Consider the following 15,616-nt stretch of genomic DNA (forward strand, 5'->3'; position numbering starts at 1 on the left):
GGATATCTTGCTCATTTACGGCCTATTTGCGACGTACTACGTAATGACCGTAAATGTCATCTATTTTTCGATCATGACTTTTTCGTTCCGCAATATTATGACGATTTTCCGCCGGGCGGCGTATTCCAAGTACAATACGCTTTCCGGGTCCGAGCTGGTCCCGTCGATTTCCCTGCTGGTTCCGGCGTACAACGAGGAATTGACGGTCATTGAAAACGTAAAATGTCTGATGACGCTGAATTACCCGACCTATGAGGTCATCGTCATCAACGACGGTTCCAGCGACGACACGCTGGGCGTGCTTCGGAGAGAGTTCGGGCTCGAACCGCTGCCGAACCCGGAGATGCGGAACTCGATCGACTGCCAGCCGATTAATGCGGTTTACCATAATCCTCAGTATCCGCATCTGTATGTAATTGATAAGCCGAACGGCGGCAAGGCCGATTCGCTTAATGCGGGCATTAACTTGTCCCATTACCCGCTGATTTCTTCCATCGATGCGGACTCCTTGCTGGAGAAAGACGCCTTGATCCGGATGGCGCGGACGTATATGGAGAACCCGGAAGAAACCGTGGCCATCGGCGGGGATGTGCGCATCGCCAACGGCTGTGTCATCGAGAACGGGGCGGTCAAGGAAGTTTCGCTGCCGCGTAAAATGTGGCCGATGTTCCAGGCGGTCGAATACCTCAAGGCGTTCCTTGGCGGCCGGATCGGCTGGAGCTCCATTAACGGCCTGATTATCGTATCCGGCGCATTCGGGCTTTTCCGCAAGGATTATGTGATCGCCGTCGGGGGCTACCGGGGCGGATATCCCGGAGAGGATATGAACATTATTATCAAGCTGCACCGTTACATGCTGGAGAACAAACTGAAATACCGGGTCGCCTTCTGTCCGGAAGCGGTCTGCTGGACCCAGGCTCCGGACACGTACCGGATTCTGTCCAACCAGCGCAAGCGCTGGGGGCGGGGAAATCTTAAGAACATGATCGAAAACTACGACATGGCGTTCAATCCGAAATACAAAGTGATGGGGCTCCTCACGATGCCGTACAACATCATTTTTGAAGCGTTGAACCCTTACTTCAAGATCACGGGTCTTCTGGCTCTGATCGGTTATACGATGATGGATATGACGCATTGGAGAGTGCTCGCGGTATTTTGGCTGATCAACTTCCTCAGCGGTTATTTGCTCAGTATCGGGGCGCTGCTGCTGGAAGAACTGGCTTTTAAACGGTTTAGCAAACTGTCCGACCTCGTTCGGATGATGCTTTACTCCATGTTCAAATTTTTCGGATACGCCCAGCTCGGAGGGCTGTGGCGGATTCAGGGGCACATTCAATATTTGCGCAACAACAACTCCTGGGGGACGATGACCCGGCAAAGCTGGCAAGAGAAAAGCGACACAGCCAAACCGGCGTAACCTGCATTCCCTGAAGGGAGTTGATGCAAAAGCCAGAAGCGGCCAAGGCCGAATCCTTGGCTAGACAAAAAAATCTATTACGGAAAGAAGGCGGGATGAGAGATGCTGAATACGGCATTGCAAAGCAAGCAAGAGCAGACCAGCTTATATATGGATATCGAGCAAAGCGTCAAGGAAGCGGCCTACGAAACCAACGGGATTTTGTTCATTTCTTGCGCAGGCGGGCCAACTTACTTGGAGAAGCAAGTGCGTGGCATTTTGGAATCCCAGCCCGGGGTGAATCCCAAGATTTGGGGCGGCGAAGAGCCGGGCTCCCTGTTCATTCTTTTCCCGGGGCAAACGCTCGACGCGGTGCACTTTCAAGGGCTGCTGCTCAAACAGCGGCTTCAGGAAAGCATGCCGGACTTGGTGGTCCGGATGACTCTAACAAGCTTTCCTGAAAAAAAGCAGCTGACGCAGGAGGTGTTGATCAAGATGGAGGACTCGGTAAAGCAACAGGCCTCCGGAGAAATCCACATTTTTACGCGTGAAGAGATGAAAACCATGCGCAGCCGCATTTTGATTGTGGAAGGGGACGCAACGGTCCGCGAGTTTCTGGAAATTCGCCTGCAGATGCAGGGTTATGAAACGGCCGTGGCCGACAACGGCTTGTCCGCCTTGGAAACGATCGAATCCTGGAAGCCCGATTTGGTGCTGACGGAGCTTAATCTGTATGGTATCGACGGATTGCCTTATATTCACCATATTCAACAACTGCAAGTTCCTGCGGTGCCGAAAATCGTAGTCCTGACCGAGCAAAGAGTGGAGCAGACGATCAGCCTATGCTTCCAAAACGGAGTGGACGATTATATCACCAAGCCGTTCTCCCCCGTGGAGCTGGACGCCCGGATTCGCCGTTCGCTGAATTCTTTGAGAATGAACCTGCAAGGGTTGAACTCCCAGCATATCAAATAAAAATCTATATAGATAAAATGGAGGTTGGAGCAGTGAATAATCAATATCAGAAATTACTGGAAGCCATCGAATCGAAAAACGCAGTTTTGGGTGTGGTCGGTCTTGGATATGTCGGCCTTCCCCTGGCTGTCGAAATGGTGAAGCAAGGTTTTCGTGTGGTAGGTATTGACCTGGATGCCGGCAAAGTCGATCGACTATATCGCGGAGAATCCTATATTCATGATATTTCTGACGAGACCCTCGGTGAAGTCATGGCTACGGGACGGTTCAAACCAACGACGGACTATGCTTCCCTGCGGGAGATTGATGCGATCAGTATCTGCGTTCCGACTCCGCTCAGCGAAAATCAGGATCCGGATACCTCTTACATCGTAACGGTGGTTGAGCAAATCAAACGTTTCATGAAAAAGGGCATCCTGATCACATTGGAAAGCACGACTTACCCCGGAACCACGGAAGAGCTGATCCAGCGGGAACTGGAAAAGCTCGGCTATGTGGTAGGCGAGGACTTCTTCCTCTGCTTCTCTCCGGAACGTGTCGATCCTTCGAATGCGAAATTCAATACCTTCAATACGCCGAAAGTGATCGGCGGAACGACGGAGGCCTGCCTCGCTCTGGGCACGGCGCTGTACAGCAAGTATGTTCAAACGGTCGTTCCCGTCAGCTCGCCTAAAGTGGCCGAGATGTCGAAACTTTTGGAGAATACGTTCCGCAGCGTCAACATAGCCTTCATTAACGAAATGGCCATGATGTGCGACCGGATGGGCATCGACATCTGGGAAGTGATCGACGCGGCCAAAACCAAGCCGTTCGGGTTTATGCCGTTTTATCCGGGGCCGGGAATCGGCGGACATTGCATTCCGCTGGATCCGATGTACCTGTCCTGGAAAGCGAAAGGCTTCCGCTTCTACAGCCAGTTTATCGAACTCGCCCAGTCGACCAATGACAATATGCCTTACTATGTAGTCAACAAAACATCCAAGATTTTGAACGAATATGCGAAGTCAATTAAAAAATCGAACATTCTCATTCTGGGAATGGCTTATAAGCCGGATATCAGCGATCTGCGCGAATCGCCGGCGCTGGAGGTTTATGAGCTTTACAAAGATAGTGGAGCGAAGGTGGATTTCTACGACCCTTACGCGACGAGTTTCCGCGACAAACACGGGATTACCGTGCCAAGCGTGGCGTACGACCTGGAGAAATTCAAAACGTACGATTGCATTGTGCTGGTGACCAATCACAGTAACCTGGATTACGGAGCCATCGCTCATCTCGGCGTACCGATCGTGGATACGCGCAACGCATTCCGCGACTTCAAATTTCCGCATATTTACAAGATCGGCCATTCGGTACAGCATGTGGCTGAAGCCAACGAGGCTCTGATCGTCGGATAAGGGGCTTGCGTAGACAAGGGAGGCGGTGATGAAAATGAAAAGCGCCGGAGCGAACCGAAGAAGACAGCTTCTGATCCTGTGCGGGGGGATCGCCTTATCCCTTCTTCTGCTCGTCATCCGCCCTTCCCCCTCGGAAGCCAAGGCAACCTGGCTTTGGAATACGAAGCTGATCCAGCAAAACGGCGAGGACATCATCCATTTTGCCAAGAAGCAGCGCATTAAAGTGATTTTTTTGCAAATCAGCGGGGATGTGAAAGAGGAAAGTTATCGTCATTTTGTACGTCTGGCCTCCTCCGAGGGCTTGGAGGTTCATGCGTTGAACGGACAGCCGGAATGGGCCTTGCAAAAATACCAACAAGAAGCGAAAGATTTCCTCGAATGGGTCAAGGAGTACAACCGGAAAGCCGCACCGGAGGAGAAGTTTACCGGCGTACAGTTCGATGTGGAACCTTACCTGCTGGATAATTGGGAAGCACGCAAGGCATCCATCGTCGAGCAGTGGGTGGAGAATATCCGGGTCTGGGTCGAAGCGGGCAAAGGCAGCGACTTTGAGATCGGTGCCGCGGTTCCCTTCTGGTTGAACGATATCAACTATCCGGGATCCAAAGCGCGGTTAAACCAGTGGATGCTGGAAAAGTTCGACTATGTGGCCATCATGTCTTACCGCGACGAGGCGGACCGGATCTATCAGGCGGCCCGGGCGACCCTGGAGGAAGGAGACCGCAAGAAGAAGCAGGTATGGGTCGGTGTAGAGGTCGGGAAGAGCAAGGAAGGACCGGGCGTGTCTTTTCACGAAAAACCTTTCGTCTCTCTGATCGGAGAGATGAATAAGTTGGTTAAGCTGGTGAAGGATCATTCCTCCTTTGCCGGCATTGCGGTTCACAGTTACGAGCCTTGGAGAAACAAACAGGGCCTGTGGGAACGATCGCTTAAGGAATAGCTTTGAGAAACAGCAGCAACCCGGAGCATAAGGCTCCGGGTTGTTTTTCGTTAGTAGCTTTAGCCAGTTGAGCTCGCGAAGCGCGCGAAACAAGAAGCTACCTGTTATGCGGGTGGTGTAGTGATGCTTATAGCACTGATGTTGGGGTTGTTATCATAGGAGTGTTCAAGCTACGATGTATAAAGAAAAGAAAAGGTGGCTTAATGGCTAATCGAAGTGATATGTCACATACAAAGAGGCGCTTAGCGTACTTTCAAGCTTCCAACTCCAAAAAGATGCAAATCTGCAGGTATTTAGGCCGATTCCCGAGGGGATGCGAAAAAAGATGCAAATCTGCAGGAATTTTCAGCGATTTTAGAGAAACGAGCCGGTTTCGTCGAAAATTCCTGCAGATTTGCAGGAATTTTGAAATTTTTGGTCCCAACCAAGAAAAAACATGCACATATGCAGGAATTCTATGTTATCAAGGTTATCTGAGGGGGGGCTAGTAATAATCGCACCCCTTCAGGGGTAGGCAAAAGCGGCAACGGCCTAGTAGCTTGAACGTAGTAAAAGCTAGCGCCTTTAGACGCGAGCCGGTAATAAGGGCGAAGAGTTTGATATTTTTTGCTATAATGAAAGCAATAGTGTCTATGGGGAATGGAGCGATGGCATGATTTTGCATAAAGGAGAAATTTTATTCCGCCAGGGGGATGAAGGGCTGTTTTTGTACCATATCAAGAGCGGTCTGTTTAAAGTAACCCGGCTGCACGAGAACGGCAATATGGTTCTGTTTAATATTTTATATCCCGGTGAAACGGTTCCCCATCATTCTTTGATTTCGCCAAAAGAGACGCACGGAACGGCTATTGCGCTGATGCGCAGCGAGGTGGAGGCCATTCCGGCGCAGGAGTGGTACCGGGAATTGCAGGAGGATCCGAAGAAGCCGTTGGAAATCGCGCGGCTGCTTCAGGAGAAAGTCCGGTTCATGCAGGAACGGTTGGATCACCTGACCGTCGGTACCCCGGCGGAGCGTTTGGAATTGCTGACCAAATGGCTCGGACAGCACGCCCATGGCGTGCCGCTGACGGAATATTTGACCCAGGAGGAGATCGGCCAATTGATCGGCGTCCGCCGCGAAACCGTGAACCGTCTGCTGCGTCAGCACGCGGCCTCCGAATAAAACAACCCCGGCAAAGACCGTATCTTGCGGATCTTTGCCGGGGTTGTTTTTGCATTTCAAGGCTTAATTCATTTCGTTTTCCAAGCTGTCCGCCGGTCCGAAGAATTCGAAATGAATCCGTTCCTGCGGTACGCCCCATTCCTTGAGCGCACGGTTGATCGCCCGCATAAAGGGAACGGGACCGCAGAAATAGAAGTCCGCTTCGGGGCTCGCGACCGATTGCAGCCAGGGCAAGTCAATGTAGCCGGTTTTGTCGCAGCTTTCGCCCGGGGCCGGCGTTTCATAAATATGATAGGCGGTGAGCCGGTCCGCATGCCGGCTTGCCAGCTGGTCGATATGCTCCTTCATCGCGTGGTGGCTGCCGCAGCGGGCGGCGTGGATGTAAGTTGCTTTGCGGCTGCCGCCTTGCCGGAGCATCGTTTCCAGCATGCTGACCATCGGCGTCAAGCCGACCCCGCCGCTCAGCAGCACAACCGGCAGGGTCTTGCTTTGGTCCAGCATGAAGTCTCCGGCCGGAGCGCTGATCTCCAGCACATCGCCCTCCTGGATCCGGTTGTGCAGATAGGTGGATACAATCCCGGCGGGCTTGTCGCCGATAGCATCTTCGCGCTTGACCGAGATTCTGTAGTATGGTTGCCCGGGAGCGGCCGATAAACTATAGTGGCGGAGATGCGTGAACTCCTGACCCTCTGGTTTGACGCGAACGGTGATGTACTGACCGGGTTCATAGTCGGCGATCTCTTTCCCGTCCTCGGGTTTCAGGTAGAAGGAGGTGATGACGTCGCTCTCCTTGACTTTGCGGTCCACCACAAAGCGGCGCCAGCCCCGCCAGCCGCCTTTTTTCAGCTCGGCTTCCTTGTACATTTCCGCTTCGACGCTGATAAATACATCCGCGATAACGCCGTAGGCTTTGGCCCAGGCAGCGATAATTTCATCCGTCGCGGCGTCGCCGAGCACGGTCTTGATCGCCGCCAGCAGATTTTCGCCGACGATCGGATAATGCTCCGGCTGGATGCCCAATGCGCGGTGTTTTTGGGCGATCCCGCGGACGACCGGAAGAATTTCCTCCAGCCGATCGATATGGGCGGCCGCCGCGTAAACGGCGTTGGCCAAAGCCGTAGGCTGCTTACCCTGACGCTGATTGGCGTGGTTAAAAATATTAAGCAGTTCGGGGTGGTTTTTGAACATCATTTGATAGAATTGTTTGGTAATGGTCTGTCCGTGGACTTCAAGCACCGGAACGGTGGACTTGATTACTTCAATCGTTTTGGTATCTAACACGATCAAACCTTCTTTCTGTTGGCTTATTCCTTTACATAACAAGTATAGACAGCCCGATTGCGGCGGAATTGTGAGTTTGGTCACATCAAAAATTTCTGAAATGTGAATTTGAAGAAAATGCAATGAAAATTATCACACTTCCGGGATAATTTAATGTTTCCCTGGGGCAAGCTGTTTAGTCATCATGAAGACTGTGTTATAATAAGAATAGATAAAAAACAGAAAGGATCAGGATACCATGTGTTCCCGAAGGACGAATTCCCCAAGGACGATTTGGAAACGTTATGATCTCTCTTATACTTAGCTTCTTTCGTGGAGCGTCGGTTTACGGCCAACAACCCTACGAAAGAAGCGTGTGATGATGCGAAGGATGAAGTCCTCAAGGACCTTCTTTGGCGTAGGGGATGGCCGTAAGGTCAACAAATCTACGATAAGAGGGATTCCGAATGAGGAAATGGACAGATTGGAAGATTGACGGCAAGTCATGGATGACGATGATGTTCGGAACGTTTGTATTGGCATTTACGTATTATCATATTAATTTTCAGAACGGCTTGTCCGAAGGCGGTTTTGTCGGCTTGGCCCTGTTGGGCAAGTATTTGCTTGATGTGCCTCCGGCGCTTTCGATGATCCTGATGGACATTCCGATTTTTATTGCGGCGTTCTTTTTGCGAGGCAGAAAGTTTATCGTAAATACGCTGATAGCCTCGATGGCCTTTTCGGTGCTCTATGATCTTTGCGAGCGGTTTTCGCCGCTGCATATCGATCTCGGGGCCAATTTACCGCTGGCGGCTCTTTTGTCGGGCCTGTTGACCGGTTTCGGGGCGGGCCTCGTCATCCGAAGCGGCGGCGCCACAGGCGGGGATGATATTTTGTCCCTGTTGATCAGCCAGTGGTCCGGCATCAAGATCGGAACGGTGTTTATTCTGCTCGACGCCGTCGTTCTTACGATTTCGTTGCTGTATTTACCGTTTAGAGAAACGATGTACACAGTGATGGCCGTTTTGATCGCCGGCAAGATGATCACTTGGACCGTTCATTACGGAAGAAGAGAGGTCGCACCGCGGCCGGTACCTTATGGCGTGAAAAAGAAAACAGCTCGAGCCTAAAGCCCGAGCTGTTTTTTTGCGCATTTTTTTAAGATGACGCTTCTTGATTCTATTTCTCCTCCGCGGGATGGTTCTTGTCCCATTCCTCCGCTTTGGCGGTGCCGATGGCGATGGCGCGCCCTTCCTCATAGCCTTCATCAAGCAGGGCGTTGGCGATTTCAACCGCTTTGTTTCGCACCCGGGGGCTGAGATTCTTCATGGACGGCGGATAATCCTGCTTATTCCACGGCATGGCGATCTCCTCCTTCTCCTTGTCTCTTCAGTATCTCATTACCCCTCAGGCGGATGGGGAAAACCAGGGAGTTATGTTCGCCAGGAGCCCTGCTGCTTGCGGATCAGTACAATCTGGCCGGCATGGTACGCATCGTGGAGCAGCCAGCGGGCGATCTCTTCGCCGAGCGGCACGTGGCTTGCCTTACTGGAGTATGGGGCCTGCAGGTCACTTTCCTGCAGGGCGGCAAGAGCCTCGCGAAGAGCGGCTGCGGTCCGCTCCGTCTCGGTGACGAGGGCGCTCCATCCTTCCACGCCCGGGGGATGCTCCAAATCGCCGAACGTTTCTTCGTTGGTTTGAACCCCGGGCGCATTGGCGATGTTCCGGAGACGGTTGAGAATTCGTTTGTTGAAATACTGGATATGGTTGAGTGTTTCGCGGATGGAATTGCCGCCGCCCGGCGGCTTCCATTCCGCTTGCTCCGGCGTCAGGCCCCGCAGGGCAACCGACAGCGGAACGACCCATTCCTCGTGGTCCCAGGTATTGTCCTTCTGCAAAACGAGTAAGTCAACAGCATTCGTGCTCATTGTCCCATCTCCTTTTCAATGTAACTGGTGAAGTGGCAATTAAGGGGTTACAATGAGATTGTAGCATACTAAAGATGGGGTGTAACTACTTAAATTAATATTAGATAGTTACAGGGAAGGCGGGACCGATTTGGAAACGCTGTGGAGCGATTTTTTAAATAGCGAATGGCATGATTGGAAAGGAAGCGGGCGTTCCGAGGACCGGCTGGGGCAAGAAAAATGGCAGCGCTATTTTCTAACGCAATGGCAGTTGCCGGCACCTGTTCCGGCGGACGAAGATACGGTCGCGGCGATGAGAAGCTTCCGTGAACGGCTTCATGGGATGTCCGTACGGTTAGCTGCGGGGAAGACGCTGGCGGAGGAGGATTTCGCTTACCTTAATTCCATCCTGGATAAGGGGGCGGTGAAGCGGCGGATAGAACCGGAGAGCGGCTCGGTTCGCATGCGTTTGCTCGGGGTCGGCGAGAACTGGGAGCAAGTCATGGCGGAGGTGGCCGCGAGCTTCGCAGAGACGTTGATCCGGGGGGAAGGCGCGCGAATCCGGATTTGCGAGAATCCCGACTGCCGCTGGATTTTCTATGATGATACCCGGAACCGGACCAAGAAGTACTGCGATCATAAAATGTGCGGGAACCTTATGAAGGTCCGCCGGTTCCGCGCCAAGCGGAGGGAAGAAGGGCGAAGTTGACGGCCTGCGCATGACGCAACTTCGCCGGGTTCCCGGGAATGATCCGCTTTTCAAACAAAACCGACTTCGGGTAAGGCCATCAGGAGGTGGCGATATCCCGCTTTTTCAAACGGCGGATAGACGCGGAACAAAAAATGAGCATATAGGCCAAATTCACCGTCCAAAACAACAAGTTTTGAGCGTCCGTCAACTCATTTTGATTCAGTGCGCCCATTCCGATCGTGAGGAGCGAAAACGGAAAGAACAGCCCCAGTTTGGCGACATACATCCCCAAACCGAGCATGACCGCGCAAAGACTGATGCCGATGGGCGTAGCGAAGCTGCGGATTCGCAGCGATAACGAAAGCTGCAGAGCGACGACGGATAAGGAAGCATACCAGCCCCGCAGCATCCAGCCAACCGTTTCCATGGGGAACGGCCCGGGGAGGGAAAAAAGCGTGCCCGCAAGCCAATAGAACCCCATAAACAGCACCTGGGCAAGCAGAACCAATAGGCCGACGACGATCCATTTGGCCAATACCACGCTGGCGATCGAGACGGGAACTGTTAATGTGACGTTCCAGTTTCGGTTCAGGTGCTCCAGCCTGCACACGTAGGAACAGCAAATGGCAATCAGGATAGGCAGGAAGAACTCGCCGTAAAACAGGCCGACCTGCGTCCACAGACTATACCAGCCGTTATTCAGGACGCCTTGGTTGAAATAAAAATTGGCGCATCCGATCAGCAGGCTTAGGATCGGCAGGGCGGCGAGCGCGAAGCCGATCCGGGAATGCCGCAATTTGAGCCATTCAGCGGAAATACTCCTTAACATCAAGTTTCCTCCTTAGATTTCCTGCCGGGTAACGTGAAGATTTCCGGCGGTATAAAACAGGAGCGCTATTATAAATGCGGCCGCACTCCATCCATAGTCGAGCGGCTGTGACACATAGACGCCCGATGCGTCGGCGTAACGGTAAGTAACGGGGCTGAGATCCAGGTAGTAGGACCATAGCAAAACATGTCTGACCGCGGCGGGAAAAAGCCCGGATGTCATGCCGATCAGCCCGCCCAACATACCGAGAGACAACGCGAAAGTTTGATTTTTGACGGCGAGGGAAATCCACTGCTGAAGCGCCGTAACCGCAAAAGTCGTCAGCGTGGCGCCTGCAAGAAACCGGGCCAGCATACCGACCGGCGGAGCGTCGGACATATTCATGACAAGGCCGAATACGGTCATGAGCAGAGCCTGCCCAAGAAGGCCGAAGAAGAGCAGGCTGTTGGCGCAGATATACTTTGCCGCATAAAGACGGCTGCGGCTCACATTGGTGGCCGCCAGCATTTTCCACGTGTTCCCTTTGTGTTCCATGTCGCAGACGCGGGAGACCACGATGGCCGATAGAATGGGCATAAAGAGCCCGTTCATGGAGGCGATCGTAAAGAGGACGGACTCCCATACGGCATGATCGGGATTGCGGGCGATGGAACGGCTGACGGACATGAAGGTCCACAGCAGCTCCACGGCGAGAAACAGGAGGATCATGATCCCTATTTTTTTGCGGCGAATTTTGAAGTATTCCAATCCCAACAGGTTCACAAGCTTCGCCCCTTTCCCGTCAGTTCCAGGAAAATATCCTCCAAACTTTTGCTCTGCTCCTCGATTCGGATAACGGGGATGTCCTGCGCGACGAGCAGTCTGTTGATTCCCGCCACCTGCGCATCGTCAAGATCGCCAAGCTCAAGACGGCCGTTGTTCTGGACCGGATGGTAGCCTTGGGTAAGCAGCAAGCGTTCCGCGCCGGCGTTGTTTCCCGTTTTGAGCGTGATGGAAGTGCTGCTCTTTCTCCGCAGGCTATCCATGGTGCCCTGAAACAACAAGTTGCCTTCGTTGATAATGCCCACTGTGGTGGCGATTTGTTCGACTTCCGACAGCAGGTGGCTGGAGAGGAGTACCGTCATCCCGTAACGCCCGGGCAAAGACTTGATAAGCTCCCGGATTTCGCCGATGCCGGCGGGGTCCAGGCCGTTCGTCGGTTCGTCGAGAATCAGCAGTTTGGGAAAAGAGAGAAGGGCCATGGCGAGCCCCAGTCTTTGCTTCATCCCGAGCGAGTACTGTTCGGTTTTTTTGTCTTTTTGATTCTCCAGCCGTACGATCCGGAGCGCCTCATCGACGTTGCGGTCGGGCGCGTTTCGCAGGCGTTGGATGATCCTCAAATTTTCCAATCCCGTCAAATGTCCGTAGTAGGAGGGGGATTCGATCAGCGACCCGGTGCGCTTTAGAATAAAAGGGCGCTGTTTGCTCAGGCTTTGCCCAAAGAGTCGCAAGCTCCCCTCCGTTGGTTTGATAAGCCCGAGCAACATTTTTAATGTGGTGGTTTTACCGGCTCCGTTCGGGCCCAAAAAACCATAGATCTCTCCCTCCCCGACCACAAGATCGACTTTATTGACGCGGTGGATGCCCGCATAAGTTTTGGTCAGGCTTTGCGTTTGTACGATAGCCGAAGCGCTCATATGTACCGTCAACTCCATTCCGGTGATATTAGTTTAGGATATCTCCTTAGGTTCACTTTATAGAGCCCGGCTTTCCCGATGCTGAAGAGAACCTTACATCAACCTTAAATGAAGGGCATCGGCTCGGATTGTCCGCATGTTCATGTATAATGAAAGTCGGGTGATACAGGATGGAGAATATGAGAGACAAAAAAATATTAATTGTCGATGACGAACCGGAAATCAGGATGATGATTGAAAGATTTTTGAGAAAAGAGGGCTTTTTTCGCATTTATTCGGCGGCGGATTGCGCTTCGGGCTTATCGGTATGCCGAGCGAACAAACCGGATATCGCGATCCTCGATATCATGCTGCCCGATGGCGACGGATTCTCGCTGCTTTCTTCCATTCGCCAGTTCTCCAGTATGCCGGTCCTCTTTCTATCCGCCCGGGGCGAAGATGAAGACCGGTTGCTGGGGCTGGGGTTGGGGGCCGACGATTACCTCGTGAAGCCGTTTTTGCCGCGCGAGTTGGTTCTGCGGTTGATGGCGATCTTAAAACGGGTATATTCCCCTGCCCGGGAAGAAAGTCTCCCGGTTTTCCGGTTGGGCGGCCTGACCGTCGACCTGGAAGGAGCCGTCATCCTCGGAGGGAGTACGGACATGCCGCTAACCGCCAAGGAACACGGCATCCTTGTCAAGCTGTATGAAAACCGCGATCGGATCGTGACGAACGATGCGCTCTGCCAGGCGGTTTGGGGGGACGACAGCTACGGCTACGAAAATACGCTGATGGTCCATATTCGACGCATCCGCGAGAAAATCGAGCCTGATCCCTCCAGCCCGATATACCTCCTAACCGTAAGAGGACTGGGCTATAAGCTGCTGGTAAAGGAGAAGCATTAAAGTGGAAGCGATTCTTCGGATTTTACGCCGGTTTGTCGCCACGACCATTCTCGTTTCGATCGGTGTGCTTATTTTTAACTTCGTGCTGCTTGGCGTTTTGGTGTTTAAGGAAATCAATCAAGCTCCCTCTCCCGAAGGCGTAGTCAAAAAAGTCGCCCAAGGCTTGGGCAAGCGGGACGGCGGGTATCGGTTGGACGAGCGCGCGGCCGAACTGCTTACGCAACATCGGGCCTGGGCCATGCTGCTCGGAGAAGAGGGAAAGGTGGAGTGGGACTATCAACTGCCGTCCGATGTGCCGCGGAGCTATAATCTGATCGAGGTAAGCCAATTTTCGCGCTATTATTTAATGGAATACCCGGTCTACATCTGGAAGCACGGTGACGGCCTGGTTGTGGTGGGATACCCGAAGAAAAGCCATTGGAAATATCAATTGGATTTTCTGCCCGAATGGGTTAGATCCTTGCCGCTGCGACTCCTGACGCTGCTACTGCTCAACGTGGCGCTTGCTCTGCTGGTCTCTGTTCTGATCGGCACGCGGCTGATCCGGAGGATACGTCCTCTTGTGGAGGGGGTGCTGCGGCTTCCGAGGGAAGAAACGGTCGAGCTCGACTCAAAAGGGATATTCGGGGATTTGGCCCGGAGCATTAATTCCGTATCGGACATGCTTCAGAAAAAGACAGCGTCGTTGAAGGCAAGGGATGAAGCGCGTTCCAACTGGATTGCCGGGATTTCCCATGATATCCGGACGCCGTTGTCGATGATTCTCGGTTACGCGAGCGAGATGGAGGACAGTCCGGACCTGCCGCAGGAGCAGAGGCACCAAGCGGGAATTATCCGGCGTCAGGGCGAAAGGCTGCGCTCGCTTGTAAGCGACCTGAATTTGGTCTCGATGCTCGAATATGAAATGCAGCCCTTGCATATGAAGCCCGTGAGACTGGCGGTGCTGGCGAGACAGGTGGTTGCGGATCTTTTGAACAACGGGCTGGACGAGCGTTACGACATAGAATTGCAACTGGCCGACGAGGCGGTTCAGATCAACGGGGACGAGAAGTTGCTGCTTCGGGCTATTGAAAATCTGGTGCAAAACAGCGTGCGCCACAACCCGCAAGGCTGCAGGATCGTAATACGAAGTTCTCTGTCCGAGGACCGCTCACGGTACCGTCTGATCGTAACGGACGATGGGAAGGGGATCCCGCAGGAGCAGCTGGCGGAAATTACCGAGCTGCCGTATTCCTCAAAAAGGAAGAGGCCCGTTCAGCAAGGCCATGGGTTAGGGGTGCCGATGGTCGCGAGGATCGTGCAGGCGCACCGGGGCGAGCTTACGCTCGAAAGCGGCGGGGAGCGAAGCGGGCTTCAAGCTGTCATGGAGTTTCCTTCACTCCTGTGAAGCCGGACTTCGTCTATTCGGCCTATCGATACGAAAAAAGCGGCAGCCGGCGGGAATGGGTTCTTCCCGTCGGCTGCCGCTTTGTCTTCCTGCGAAGCGATAACTTCGTTATTCGTTCTCGGAAGGAGAGTCGAACAAATAGAGATATTCTCCGTAGCCTTCCTTCTCCAAATCCTCTTTCGGGATAAAGCGGAGAGCCGCGGAATTGATGCAGTACCTCAGTCCCGTCGGTTCGGGTCCGTCTTCGAACACATGTCCCAAATGGGAGTCGCCTTGCCGGCTGCGGACCTCCGTCCGAATCATAAAGTGGCTCGTGTCGGTCTTTTCCTTGATGCTGTACTCGCGCAGTGGCCGCGTAAAGCTCGGCCAGCCGCAGCCCGCATCGTATTTATCGCGCGAGCTGAACAGTGGCTCGCCCGAAACGATATCCACATAGATGCCGTCTTCCGTATGATCCCAATATTCTCCGGTAAACGGACGTTCCGTGGCGTTGTTTTGCGTTACTTCGAACTGAATCGGGGTTAGCCGTTTCTTGAGCTCCTCGGGGTCGGCCGGACCTGACCAATGGCGCTCGATGAAATCCTCGCGTCCCGATCCCTTGCGGTAACGCTTGTAGTGCCCCGGATTCTTCTTGTGATAATTTTGATGGTATTCCTCGGCCGGGTAGAACGGCGCGGCGGGCAGGATTTGCGTAGCGATCGGTTTGCTGAACCGGCCGCTTGCGGCTAGCTCGCGCTTCGACTGCTCGGCTTCTTCACGCTGCCGTTCATTATGATAAAAAATCGCTGTCCGGTAAGATTCGCCGCGATCATGGAATTGCCCGCCCTCATCGGTGGGGTCGATTTGCTGCCAGTAAAGCTCTAGGAGCTTGCGGTAAGGAAAGATAGCCGGGTCAAATTTGATCTGTACGGCTTCATAGTGACCGGTTTGTTCGGAGCACACTTCTTCATAAGTCGGATTCTCCGTCCTGCCTCCGGTATACCCCGAAATGATGCCATGGATGCCCGGGAGTTCCTCAAAGGGCGAAACCATGCACCAAAAACACCCTCCGGCAAAAGTGGCCAGCTCCAGTTTGGAAGCCTGCGATGGATTCAAGCTGATCCCTCCGT

General features: G+C 53.3%; 16 protein-coding genes. 9 read left to right on the forward strand and 7 right to left on the reverse strand.

Translation table 11 applies throughout. The features are described 5' to 3' along the window. Positions 1–43 precede the first annotated feature (43 nt). The 5 genes from FRY98_RS10750 to FRY98_RS10770 all read left to right on the forward strand — a co-directional run bounded on the left by FRY98_RS10750 (position 44) and on the right by FRY98_RS10770 (position 5,873). On the forward strand, positions 44–1,420 hold the full coding sequence (locus tag FRY98_RS10750) for a glycosyltransferase family 2 protein (RefSeq protein WP_148452675.1): 1,377 nt from the start codon (positions 44–46) through the stop codon (positions 1,418–1,420). Positions 1,421–1,522: 102 nt separating this feature from the next. Next, positions 1,523–2,374, forward strand: coding sequence for a response regulator transcription factor (locus FRY98_RS10755; protein WP_148451741.1), 852 nt, complete (start codon positions 1,523–1,525; stop codon positions 2,372–2,374). 17 nt (positions 2,375–2,391) lie between these two features. Further along, on the forward strand, positions 2,392–3,771 hold the full coding sequence (locus tag FRY98_RS10760) for a nucleotide sugar dehydrogenase (RefSeq protein WP_148451742.1): 1,380 nt from the start codon (positions 2,392–2,394) through the stop codon (positions 3,769–3,771). Between the two features lie 28 nt (positions 3,772–3,799). Continuing rightward, positions 3,800–4,711 (forward strand): glycoside hydrolase family protein, encoded by a 912-nt coding sequence (locus tag FRY98_RS10765; protein WP_148451743.1) that lies wholly within the window; start codon positions 3,800–3,802, stop codon positions 4,709–4,711. 652 nt (positions 4,712–5,363) lie between these two features. Then, positions 5,364–5,873, forward strand: a complete 510-nt coding sequence (locus tag FRY98_RS10770; protein ID WP_148451744.1) for a Crp/Fnr family transcriptional regulator — start codon at positions 5,364–5,366, stop codon at positions 5,871–5,873. A 63-nt stretch (positions 5,874–5,936) separates the two neighbouring features. On the opposite strand, the gene hmpA is transcribed toward FRY98_RS10770, so the two are convergent. Beyond that, positions 5,937–7,154, reverse strand: a complete 1,218-nt coding sequence (gene hmpA, locus FRY98_RS10775; RefSeq protein ID WP_148451745.1) for an NO-inducible flavohemoprotein — start codon at positions 7,152–7,154, stop codon at positions 5,937–5,939. A 446-nt stretch (positions 7,155–7,600) separates the two neighbouring features. Here hmpA and FRY98_RS10780 point away from each other — a divergent pair, with 446 nt between their 5' ends. Next, the gene (locus FRY98_RS10780) at positions 7,601–8,263 is read left to right on the forward strand and encodes a YitT family protein (RefSeq protein WP_249043384.1); all 663 of its coding nucleotides are present in this window, start codon (positions 7,601–7,603) and stop codon (positions 8,261–8,263) included. Between the two features lie 49 nt (positions 8,264–8,312). Here the strand turns inward: FRY98_RS10780 and FRY98_RS10785 are convergent, their stop codons facing one another. Both FRY98_RS10785 and FRY98_RS10790 read right to left on the reverse strand, forming a co-directional pair. Further along, a complete protein-coding gene (locus FRY98_RS10785) occupies positions 8,313–8,495 on the reverse strand; it encodes a DUF2188 domain-containing protein (protein ID WP_148451746.1) in 183 nt (60 codons plus the stop codon). Between the two features lie 71 nt (positions 8,496–8,566). Further along, a complete protein-coding gene (locus FRY98_RS10790) occupies positions 8,567–9,061 on the reverse strand; it encodes a DinB family protein (RefSeq protein ID WP_148451747.1) in 495 nt (164 codons plus the stop codon). 130 nt (positions 9,062–9,191) lie between these two features. On the opposite strand from FRY98_RS10790, the gene FRY98_RS10795 reads away from it, so the two are divergent. Next, positions 9,192–9,749, forward strand: a complete 558-nt coding sequence (locus FRY98_RS10795; protein ID WP_148451748.1) for a CGNR zinc finger domain-containing protein — start codon at positions 9,192–9,194, stop codon at positions 9,747–9,749. Positions 9,750–9,828: 79 nt separating this feature from the next. Here the strand turns inward: FRY98_RS10795 and FRY98_RS10800 are convergent, their stop codons facing one another. From FRY98_RS10800 to FRY98_RS10810, 3 genes are read right to left on the reverse strand one after another with little or no spacing between them, the layout of a single operon-like run. Further along, complete coding sequence (locus FRY98_RS10800; protein WP_148451749.1) at positions 9,829–10,560, reverse strand: ABC transporter permease; 732 nt, start codon at positions 10,558–10,560, stop codon at positions 9,829–9,831. A 12-nt stretch (positions 10,561–10,572) separates the two neighbouring features. Continuing rightward, positions 10,573–11,322 carry an ABC transporter permease gene (locus FRY98_RS10805; protein ID WP_148451750.1) on the reverse strand — a complete coding sequence of 250 codons (750 nt, stop codon included), beginning with the start codon at positions 11,320–11,322 and terminating at the stop codon, positions 10,573–10,575. Beyond that, positions 11,319–12,236 carry an ABC transporter ATP-binding protein gene (locus FRY98_RS10810; protein WP_148451751.1) on the reverse strand — a complete coding sequence of 306 codons (918 nt, stop codon included), beginning with the start codon at positions 12,234–12,236 and terminating at the stop codon, positions 11,319–11,321. Before FRY98_RS10810 ends, FRY98_RS10805 begins: the two co-directional genes overlap by 4 nt. Positions 12,237–12,406: 170 nt before the next feature. On the opposite strand from FRY98_RS10810, the gene FRY98_RS10815 reads away from it, so the two are divergent. Then, positions 12,407–13,120 carry a response regulator transcription factor gene (locus FRY98_RS10815; protein WP_148451752.1) on the forward strand — a complete coding sequence of 238 codons (714 nt, stop codon included), beginning with the start codon at positions 12,407–12,409 and terminating at the stop codon, positions 13,118–13,120. Between the two features lies 1 nt (position 13,121). Continuing rightward, positions 13,122–14,507, forward strand: a complete 1,386-nt coding sequence (locus FRY98_RS10820) for a sensor histidine kinase (RefSeq protein WP_148451753.1) — start codon at positions 13,122–13,124, stop codon at positions 14,505–14,507. A gap of 108 nt (positions 14,508–14,615) precedes the next feature. Here the strand turns inward: FRY98_RS10820 and msrB are convergent, their stop codons facing one another. Continuing rightward, a complete protein-coding gene (msrB, locus tag FRY98_RS10825) occupies positions 14,616–15,602 on the reverse strand; it encodes a peptide-methionine (R)-S-oxide reductase MsrB (protein ID WP_148451754.1) in 987 nt (328 codons plus the stop codon). Positions 15,603–15,616: the final 14 nt, after the last annotated feature.

The sequence above is a fragment of the Paenibacillus faecis genome (assembly GCF_008084145.1).
In the GTDB taxonomy this organism is placed as follows: domain Bacteria; phylum Bacillota; class Bacilli; order Paenibacillales; family Paenibacillaceae; genus Fontibacillus; species Fontibacillus faecis.

Coding starts and splice junctions, on each gene's coding strand:
- FRY98_RS10815 (WP_148451752.1), top strand. CDS start 12,407: ATGGAGAATATGAGAGACAAAAAAATATTAATTGTCGATGACGAACCG.
- FRY98_RS10770 (WP_148451744.1), top strand. CDS start 5,364: ATGATTTTGCATAAAGGAGAAATTTTATTCCGCCAGGGGGATGAAGGG.
- FRY98_RS10765 (WP_148451743.1), top strand. CDS start 3,800: ATGAAAATGAAAAGCGCCGGAGCGAACCGAAGAAGACAGCTTCTGATC.
- FRY98_RS10760 (WP_148451742.1), top strand. CDS start 2,392: ATGGAGGTTGGAGCAGTGAATAATCAATATCAGAAATTACTGGAAGCC.
- FRY98_RS10810 (WP_148451751.1), bottom strand. CDS start 12,236: ATGAGCGCTTCGGCTATCGTACAAACGCAAAGCCTGACCAAAACTTAT.
- FRY98_RS10755 (WP_148451741.1), top strand. CDS start 1,523: ATGCTGAATACGGCATTGCAAAGCAAGCAAGAGCAGACCAGCTTATAT.
- FRY98_RS10780 (WP_249043384.1), top strand. CDS start 7,601: ATGAGGAAATGGACAGATTGGAAGATTGACGGCAAGTCATGGATGACG.
- FRY98_RS10790 (WP_148451747.1), bottom strand. CDS start 9,061: ATGAGCACGAATGCTGTTGACTTACTCGTTTTGCAGAAGGACAATACC.
- FRY98_RS10750 (WP_148452675.1), top strand. CDS start 44: ATGACCGTAAATGTCATCTATTTTTCGATCATGACTTTTTCGTTCCGC.
- FRY98_RS10800 (WP_148451749.1), bottom strand. CDS start 10,560: ATGTTAAGGAGTATTTCCGCTGAATGGCTCAAATTGCGGCATTCCCGG.
- FRY98_RS10785 (WP_148451746.1), bottom strand. CDS start 8,495: ATGCCGTGGAATAAGCAGGATTATCCGCCGTCCATGAAGAATCTCAGC.